The organism is Candidatus Hydrogenedentota bacterium (genome assembly GCA_035450225.1).
Classification (GTDB): Bacteria; Hydrogenedentota; Hydrogenedentia; order Hydrogenedentales; family SLHB01; genus DSVR01.
Map to the genome: position 1 here is coordinate 168,494 of DAOTMJ010000006.1, position 9,329 is coordinate 177,822.

Below are 9,329 nucleotides of genomic sequence, written 5' to 3' on the forward strand. Positions count from 1 at the left end.
CGCCGCGAAGCAACGCGACGTTTACGGTTATTGCCGTTCGGCGTCCGGCATGTCCGCCAGCACGTCGTCGAGAATGAGAATACGCTCGAACCATATCATGAGGAGCGTGGCTAAGTAGCGTCGGCCCATCTGCCGGATGCGTAGGTTCGACTGGCCCCACGTGCGCCCGGACCAGCCAATCGGGATGGTGGCAATCGAAAATCCGCGAATCAGCGCCGACAGCGACATCTCGATGGTGATGTTGAAGTGGCAGGCGTGCAGCGGGCTGATCGCTTCGATGACGCGGCGCCGGTACACCTTGAACGCGTTGGTCATGTCGTTGTGCCGCGTACGGAACATAATCCGGATGACGAGATTGCCGATTCGATTGAACAACAGTTTGAGGCGGGGATAATGCGAGACCCGGCTTCCATGGATAAACCGCGATCCGAACACACAATCGTATCCTTCCTCGATTTTGCGATAGCAGCGGACCACGTCCTTCGGGTCGTCGGAAAGATCCGCCATGACGACCGCCACGACATCGCCCGTAAAATGCTGGAGGCCGAACCGGATCGCGCGTCCCAATCCGCCGGGCGGGGTATTGTGGACCAGCCTGATTTCAGGATACTCGCGCAAGGCCTCCTCGACGACGCGCGGCGTCCCGTCCTTGCTGTTGTCGTTGACGATGACGAGTTCGAAGGGAATTTGTTCCGATCGCAGTTCGCCGGCCAGTGTTTCGATGGTCGGCAGGATGTTTTCTTCCTCGTTGTAGGCCGGAATGACGATGGAATAGCGCAGCGTGTTTTTGGGAACCGGCTTCCGCTCAGATGCGGCCTTCGAAGCCATGGTAGATTTCCTCCATGATCCGCTGCAGGTCGTAGGCGTACTGCCAGTCCGGATAGTGCGACTGGAACCGGCGGACATCGCTGATCCACCAGATATGGTCGCCGATCCGGTTGTCCTCGACGTAGGTATACACCATTTTCTTGCCGGCCAACCTCTCGCAAATGGCGATGGCCTCCATTATCGAACAGTTGCTGTGGCGGCTGCCGCCCATGTTGTAGACTTCGCCGGATCGCGGCTTCTTGAAGAAGCGCCAGAATGCGTCCACCAGATCCGCCGAATGGATGTTGTCGCGCACTTGCTTGCCCTTGTAGCCAAAGATGCGGTATTCGCGCCCTGTCATCGCGCATTTCATGAGGTACGAAAGGAATCCGTGGAGTTCCGCGCCCGAATGGCCCGGACCCGTCAGGCATCCGCCGCGGAACAGGGCCGTCTTCATCCCGAAATAACGACCGTATTCCTGCACCATGACATCCGCCGCCACTTTTGAAGCGCCGAAAACGGAGTGCTTGGTCTGATCGATGGACATGGTTTCGTCAATGCCGTGTTCGGCGTAGGGATGGGACTTTTCCACTTCCCAACGTGTTTCCATTTCGATCAGCGGCAAATAATTGGGCGTGTCGCCATAGACTTTGTTGGTCGAGGTGAAAATGAAGGGCGCTTCGGGGCAATGCAGGCGTGTCAATTCCAGCAAGTTCAGCGTACCCACCGCGTTGACGCCGAAATCCGTCAAGGGTTCCCGCGCGGCCCAGTCGTGGCTGGGTTGCGCGGCCGTATGGACCACGAGAGCGATATCCGAACCGTATTCGGCAAAGATTCGATCCAGCGCGGCGTAGTCGCGGATATCCGCATCATGATGGCGATAGCTGGGAATCGTTTCCCGCAGGGACTCGGCGGCCCATTTGGTGGATCCTTCCGGCCCGAAGAAATATGCGCGCATGTCGTTGTCAATGCCCACGACGGTAAACCCTTCGCGGGCAAACCGCCGTACCGTTTCCGCGCCGATCAACCCTGCCGATCCCGTTACCAAGACAACGCTCATTTTCCCTCCTTCTGGATGATTCCAGCCGCCAATATCATGACACCGAGCATAGTAGCCGAGCCTCTCCGAACCTGTCAACCGCCTTGCCCAAGATTTTAGGACCGCTTCTTCTCGACACGGTTTTGCTTTTTGGTGCATACTCAATTCCTTGAGAGTGCCGAGTTCTTGAGGCAAAAGCATGAGAAGTTCCACGAAGATAGCCATTCCGGGCCATTTCATGTTGGATCAGACATCGGAATCCGGTGGGAAAATTGAAAATGGCCACCTTGTAGCGCCGATTTCCAAATCGGCATTTCGTATTTCATCAAGCCGATTTGGAAATTGGCGTTACATTCCGGTGCGTTCACGACTCCGAGAACGAGGTACTCTCATGTCAATCCGTTTGCATGGGATTTGGGAGTGTGTCGCGTGAAAGCAGCCGCGGGTTGGATAATCGGCGCGATGGGCGTGGTGCTGGCCGTGGCGGCGCTGTGGCCGCGCGAGGCGATCTCGCGCGCCGAAAAAGAGGCGCTGGCCGAAGGACGCGTCGTGATTGTGTTCTGGGATCGCCACCAAGGCCATGAGCACGAGATGCGCCGCATGCTCATTGACGAATTCAACCGTAGCCAGAACAAGGTGTATGTTCGTCCGATTTCGATCGGCTATAACGCGTGCATGGAGAAACTGCTGACATCCATTGCGGGCAATTCGCCGCCGGATCTGTGCGCGCTTGACAGCACTATGCTGATCCAACTTGTCGCGCAGGGTTGCTTCATGCCGCTCGAGGATCGCATCGCGAAGGCGAAGGGTATCCGCATGGACGATATCCTGCCGTATTGCCGCGAGGCGGTCACGTTCGACGGGCACGTGTGGGGCATGCCGGCCACGACCGACACGTATTGCCTGCTGTGGAACAAGAATGCCTTTCGCAAGGCCGGCCTCGATCCGGAACGTCCGCCGCAAACCCTGAAGGAACTCGAGGAATATGCCGCGAAATTGACCATCACAGGCCCGGCCGGCATCGAGCAAATCGGCTTTCTGCCGTGGCAGCCGTGGGATATGACCACGATGTGGGGGTTGTTCTTCGGCGGGCAATGGTACGATCCGCAAACGCGGCGGGTGCGCTGCGCCGAGGATCCGCGCATGATCCGGATGTTTTACTGGCAGCGCAGTTTCGCCATTGAACCGGGTGCGGGGACGCATCCGCCGCATGCGATGGATCCGTCGAAGATCCTGTCGTTCCAGTCCGGATTCGGTTCGTATATGAGCGCGAACAATCCGTTTTACACCGGCAAGATTGCGATGATCGCGGAAGGGGAATGGCAGGTGACGTTCATTCCCAAGTATGCGCCCGAACTCGATTGGGGCGTGGCGCCGCTGCCGATGCCCGAAGGCGAGCCGCCGCGCGGTTACGGTGGTTCCTGCGTGACCGACTGCATCCCGCGCAACTGCCGCCACCCGGAGGAGGCGTGGCAGTACATCGAATGGTTCTACTCGCCGCGCCCAAACGGCGGCACGTCGCCCGCGAGCGACTATTGTTTTGCGATTCACAACATTCCGGCGAATGCGGTTGAGGCGCGCCAGGAACGGTTCACGTCCAATCCCAAGTTTCGCGTCTTCATTGACAACGTGACCCTGCGGGAAGTGGCGGCGTCGCCGGTCACGCCGGCCACGCAATTTTTGGGCGACGAAATGGACCGCCAGCGCGAGCGCGTCGTCTTTTACCGTTCGACGCCGGAAGAGGCGTTGCGAGCCATCCAGGACAATGTCAACGCCGAGTTGATCGCCGCGGAACGGCTGATGGAGCGGCATGCCACATGACGAAGACCGACAAGCGAAACCTGCGCAACGGCCTCTTGTTCGCGGCGCCCTATATCATGGGATTTCTCCTGTTTACGCTTTATCCGCTGGCCGCGAGCCTCTATTACAGCCTCTGCCAGTACAACGTGATTCGCGATCCGGTCTACATCGGTCTTGAAAATTACGCAACGCTGTTCACCAAGGATCCGCTTTTCTGGAAATCGCTTTATAACACGCTCTACTTTACCGCGTTTTCCGTCCCGCTCGGTTTGGCGTTCAGCATCGGCCTTGCGATGTTGCTCAACCAAAAAGTCCGGGCGATGTCCGTGTACCGGACGGTCTTCTTCCTGCCAACCATCGTACCCATCGTCGCGTCGGCCGTGTTGTGGCTATGGGTGTTGAATCCCGAAAGCGGGTTGATCAACGGCATGCTCCGCCAGTTTTTCGGCGTTGACGGCCCCGGCTGGATTGCCGACGAACAGTGGTCGAAACCCTCGCTGATTCTCATGAGCCTGTGGGGAGTGGGGGGGGCCATGGTCATTTTTCTCGCCGGACTCGCCGAGGCGCCGCAATCGCTTTACGAGGTGGCCGAAATTGACGGCGCGGGGCGTTGGGCGAAGTTCCGCAACGTGACGCTGCCCATGTTGACGCCGACGATCCTTTTCAACCTTGTAATGGGCCTCATCGGCGCGTTCCAGTATTTCACGCAGGTCTACGTCATGACCGGCGGCAAGGGCGGCCCCATGGACAGCACCATGTTCTACGCGCTGTACCTGTATCGCAATTCGTTCTATTACCTGCGCATGGGCTACGCGTCCGCCATGGCATGGCTGCTGTTCGTGGTTATTCTCGCGGCTACCGTGGTGGTCCTCATTTCGAGCAAGCGCTGGGTCCATTACCATGGCGAATAAAGCGTCCGGAGAAAAATGGAGCGGTTGTTGTCCAAGATGGATATCAACGCAGAGAGACAAAGCCGTGGAGAGGGTTGTCTTGAAGGAAGAATCAGGCATCGTGGAACAGAAAGAACGTCGGAAGATAATTTATTTGAAAAAGATCCATTTATGGCTAGGGCCGGCATGGGAATGAACGCGGAACCCCCAAGAATCCATACCCACCCCCCCAAACCCTTGGCTTCACCGGCCCTGATCGTTTTCGATATTGACGGGACGTTGTTTGAGACGCATCGCGTGACCGTTCCGGCGGTCCAGCGGACGCTGGCGGCCTATGGCTTGCCGGTTCCCGACGCCGAAACCGTTTGCCGGTTTTTTGGCCAACCCAACGAACTGTATCTCGAATGGTTGGCCTCCTGGATTCCCCCGGTTCGTCGCGACGAAATCATTGACGCAATCAACCGGCTCGAACTCGAACTGATCGCGACCGAAGGATGCCTTTATCCGGGTGTGCGTGGCCTGCTCGAGCGGCTCGCGTCGGAAGGCCACGTGCTCGCGTTGTGCTCGAATGGTCCCGACGATTACGTCGAAACCTTTGTCGAGGCGCATGGCCTTGGAACGCTGTGCCGGGTCGTTCGCGCCCGTGGCGCTCGATATCCGGGCAAACGCGAGATGCAGGCCGAGATTCTGGCGTTGATCCCCGTGCGGCCCGCGATCATGGTGGGCGATAGAAAAGACGATATCGGGGCCGCCCATGCGAACGGGATGCTCGCATTGGCCGCCGGGTACGGATTTGGAACGGAAGCCGAACTATCGGAGGCTGATGCGCACGCCGCGTCGCCGGAAGAACTTGAATCCGCGATTCGTGCTATCTTGTCAAAGCATGTAAGAAGCCATTTTTAGGTCATAGGACGTGGGACAGGCTGTCTGGCCTCTCTCGGGAGTTTGTACATCTGGATGGAGGAAAAGGCAATGGATAGGCGAACTTTTCTAAGGATGGCCGGGGCGGGGTGCGCGGCGGCGCTGACGGGGTGTCGGACAATTTCGGGCCATACCGGATCGAAACGCTTCCCGCACATCGTGTATATCTTGGCGGACGACATGGGCTACGGCGATCCGGCTTGCTTGAACCCCGAATCGAAGATTCCGACGCCGAACATGGACCGCGTGTGCCGCGATGGCGTCACGTTTACGGATGCACATTCGGGAAGCGCGGTCTGTACGCCGACCCGCTACGGCATCATGACCGGCCGCTACTCATGGCGTACCCATCTGAAAAGCGGCGTCCTGTACAGTCCTTCGCCGCCGCTGATTGCGCCGGATCGCCTGACGGTCGCGACCTTGCTCAAGAACGCCGGATACCGTACGGCCTGTATCGGCAAATGGCATCTTGGCCTTGGCTGGGCCACGACGGACGGTCAGGAACCTACCCCCATGAACCTCGATTACGGCAAGCCCATCGCGGACGGTCCTTGCACGCACGGATTCGACTACTACTTCGGCATTCCCGCGTCGCTCGACATGATCCCCTACGTGTACATCGAAAACGACCGGGTCGTCGAACCGGCCACAGAACACACCGAAGGCGGAACCGGCACGTCGTTTCATCGGGGCGGACCGATTGCGCCGCATTTCAAGATTGACGAGGTTTTGCCCACCCTGACGCGGAAAGCCGTCGAGTGCATTGACCGCCACGCCAAGGAGCATGCCGATTGCCCATTGTTCCTCTATTTTCCCCTGTCCGCGCCCCATGCGCCCATCGTTCCTTCGCAACCGTTTGCGGGCAAGACGGGCATCGGCCCCTATGGTGACTTCGTCGCGGAATGCGACTGGACCGTCGGCGAGGTGCTGGCCGCGCTCGAACGCAACGGCATGGAGAGCGACACGCTCTTCATCTTCACGAGCGACAACGGGGCCGCGCCCGTGTCCGACTTCGATGCGCTTTACGCGAAAGGGCACAATCCCAATTACGTTTTCCGGGGACACAAGGCGGATATCTTTGAAGGTGGCCACCATATTCCGTTCCTCGCCCGCTGGCCGGGGCATATCCGGGCGCAAAGCGAATACACGGGGACGGTATGCCTAAGCGATCTCATGGCGACCGCCGCAGACATCACCGGGCAAAAACTTCCAGACAATGCCGGCGAAGACAGCGTCAGTTTCCTGCCTGCGTTGCTCGGCCAAACCTCGCATACCTTGCACGAGGCCATCGTCCATCACTCGTCGAACGGTTCATTCGCCATCCGGCAGGGCCCATGGAAACTCGAACTCTGCCCGGGTTCGGGCGGTTGGAGCAAGCCGCGTCCACAAGACACCCCGGAACAGGAATTGCCGCCTGTTCAACTCTACAATCTCGCGGAGGAAATCGGGGAGCGCCGGAATCTTCAGGCCGATCACCCCGAAATCGTCGAACGCCTGACGCGGCTGCTTGAAAAATACGTCGCCGAAGGCCGAAGCACACCGGGCGCACCGCAGGCCAACGACACGCCCGTCAATATATGGGGAACGCACGCCAAAAGGAAGCCGGCTAAAACCGCCGGTTAGCCCCCTTGCCGCCCTTCACCGGTAGGTTTCCTTGTAGAGTTCGTATTTTTTCATGCGTTCGTACAAGGCGCGCCGTGAAATGCCGAGAACCCGGCAGGTGGCGTTGATTTCGCCGCGGTTGTCGCGCAGGGCGGCTTCGATGACAGTGCGTTCGGTATGTTCCATTTCGTCGCGGAGACGTCCGGGGGTGGCCGGCAACGACAACAACCGGGCGCCTGAAAGGCTATCGTCCGGTTCGAAGGCCCCGCAGACGCCGTCTCTCGCAGTAATCATCATCCGCTCGACGACATTGCGTAATTCACGCACATTGCCGGGCCAAGGATGGCGCAGCATTTCCTTCAAGGTGTCTTCGGGGATTTGGGGGATTTCCATGCCGTAGCGCATCGAGGCCTGCTTCAGGAAAAGGGCGGTCAACAACGGAATATCCTCGGTGCGTTCCCGCAACGAGGGCACGGAAATGGTCAACACCGCAATCCGGTGATAAAAATCCTCCCGCATGCGGCCCATGCGCACCTGCTCGACCAAATCGGCCTTGCTCGCCGCGATCAGGCGGACATCGGCCTTGCGCGGCAGATCCCGGCCCAAGGGCTGGACCAACCCGTCTTCAATCACGCGAAGCAGTTGAACCTGCGCCCGTTCCGAGATGCTTTCGATTTCGTCGAGGAGCAGGCTCCCGCCCGCAGCCGTTATCAGTTTCCCGTCGCGATCGGCATCCGCCCCGGTAAACGCGCCGCGCACATGACCGAACAATTCGCTTTCGAGCATGGTTTCCGGCAAACCGCCGGCGTTGACCGGCACAAAGGGCTTGTCGCTTCGGGCGCTTTGCTGATGAATGGCGCGGGCGACCAGTTCCTTGCCGGCGCCCGTTTCGCCGAAGATCAAGACCGGCGCATCCACGCGAGCCACCGCCTCAATCTGCGCATACAAATCCCGCATTGCACGGCTGCGGCCGACCATTCCAAAGCGTCCGTCTTCTTCGGGCGAGAGCATGGCCAGTCGCCGCCGGAGTTCTTCGCTCTCGCGACGAAGGGTCCGGCGTTCGACCGCGCGCGCCACGCCGGCCAACAGCACATCGTCCTCAAATGGTTTTTCGATAAAATCATAGGCGCCCGATTTCAGGCACCTTACCGCCATGGAAACATCACCATGACCGGTTATCATGATGACAGGGCATGTGTATCCCTGGCGCAACGTTTCGGCCAGGAAAGCCTCGCCGTCCATCCCCGGCATTTTGATGTCGGTGACGATGCAATCCATGTCCATCAACCGCGGACTGGCCAGGGCCGCCTCCGCCGAGGCAAACAGCGCCACCTCATACCGGCGCAATTTGAGCATTTGCCCGATGGACATCCGCGCCGCATCGTCGTCGTCTATGACCGCCACCGAACCCCTAATCGTTCTAGCAGCGGTTCGTTTCTCGATTTCCTGCATATTTTGTCCTCTGATAGGGTTATTCTACTCTGGGGTCCACCGGCTCTGCACGTTACCGTTTTCAGAAGTGGACATTTCCGTTTTGCCGTTTCGCGATCCTGTGTGTTTTTACCATCGCCGTTGCTCTTGAAACCAACACCGTCATGGATTAGTCAAATTATCAAATTTTGAGTTGGGCATGGAACGGACATCAGGTGTGTCCGTTTTCACTTGGCGCTCCAAGTGTTTTTGGGGCAAGGACATACGAAAGGGTACGAATGTGAGCATGGCAATGGTGAAACGGGTGTTGGTGGTGATGTTGGTTGCGGTAGTGGCGGGCGGTTGCGCAAGCACGCCCAAGGGGCCGACGGATGCGGAACTCGTCCAGCAACGAATCGAAAACTTCAAGGCGGCGTTGTTGGCCAAGGACGTTGACAAGGTCCTGATGAACGTGTCCGAAAACTTCTATCATCCGGAAGTGGGCGACAAGGCGGGTGCGCGCGATATCATGCAGCAGGGCATTGATTCCGGCTTCACCGAGGGTGGCCAAGTGGATCTTTCCAACATGCAGATCAAGATCGAAAAGGACACCGCAACAGCGTATCCGATCATAGCCAGTGCGGCGCCCGGGTCGGTTACCGTGGGCCTGACGCTGAAGAAGGAAAAGGCCAAGGACGGAACGCTGGGTTGGTATATCACTGAAATCAACGTGGAAGGCATCTGATCGCCTTCAATCGTTCCGTATGTTTCGTGGCGCAGGCGTTCCGGTCTGCGCCACGACTCCTTGTGTGCCAAGCATGGCGCGAATCTAAGGGGCGAAAGTCCCCTGCAAGCCCTGA

General features: G+C 58.7%; 8 protein-coding genes. 5 read left to right on the top strand and 3 right to left on the bottom strand.

Annotated features, from left to right (window positions below; genetic code table 11):
* Positions 1-27: 27 nt before the first annotated feature.
* Positions 28-828 (bottom strand): glycosyltransferase family 2 protein, encoded by an 801-nt coding sequence (locus P5540_06095; protein HRT64382.1) that lies wholly within the window; start codon positions 826-828, stop codon positions 28-30.
* A complete protein-coding gene (locus P5540_06100; protein ID HRT64383.1) occupies positions 806-1,867 on the bottom strand; it encodes an NAD-dependent epimerase/dehydratase family protein in 1,062 nt (353 codons plus the stop codon). Before P5540_06100 ends, P5540_06095 begins: the two co-directional genes overlap by 23 nt.
* Before the next feature lie 408 nt (positions 1,868-2,275).
* Between P5540_06100 and P5540_06105 the strand changes: the two genes are divergently transcribed.
* The 4 genes from P5540_06105 (at position 2,276) to P5540_06120 (ending at position 7,080) form a co-directional block, all read left to right on the top strand.
* On the top strand, positions 2,276-3,667 hold the full coding sequence (locus P5540_06105) for an ABC transporter substrate-binding protein (protein ID HRT64384.1): 1,392 nt from the start codon (positions 2,276-2,278) through the stop codon (positions 3,665-3,667).
* A complete protein-coding gene (locus tag P5540_06110; GenBank protein HRT64385.1) occupies positions 3,664-4,557 on the top strand; it encodes a sugar ABC transporter permease in 894 nt (297 codons plus the stop codon). Before P5540_06105 ends, P5540_06110 begins: the two co-directional genes overlap by 4 nt.
* Positions 4,558-4,722: 165 nt before the next feature.
* A complete protein-coding gene (locus P5540_06115; protein ID HRT64386.1) occupies positions 4,723-5,439 on the top strand; it encodes an HAD family hydrolase in 717 nt (238 codons plus the stop codon).
* Between the two features lie 69 nt (positions 5,440-5,508).
* Positions 5,509-7,080 (top strand): arylsulfatase, encoded by a 1,572-nt coding sequence (locus tag P5540_06120; protein ID HRT64387.1) that lies wholly within the window; start codon positions 5,509-5,511, stop codon positions 7,078-7,080.
* 15 nt (positions 7,081-7,095) lie between these two features.
* On the opposite strand, the gene P5540_06125 is transcribed toward P5540_06120, so the two are convergent.
* Positions 7,096-8,463, bottom strand: a complete 1,368-nt coding sequence (locus P5540_06125; protein HRT64388.1) for a sigma-54 dependent transcriptional regulator — start codon at positions 8,461-8,463, stop codon at positions 7,096-7,098.
* Positions 8,464-8,776: 313 nt separating this feature from the next.
* Between P5540_06125 and P5540_06130 the strand changes: the two genes are divergently transcribed.
* Entirely contained in the window at positions 8,777-9,214 is a 438-nt protein-coding gene (locus tag P5540_06130) for a hypothetical protein (GenBank protein ID HRT64389.1), read from the top strand.
* Positions 9,215-9,329 lie beyond the last annotated feature (115 nt).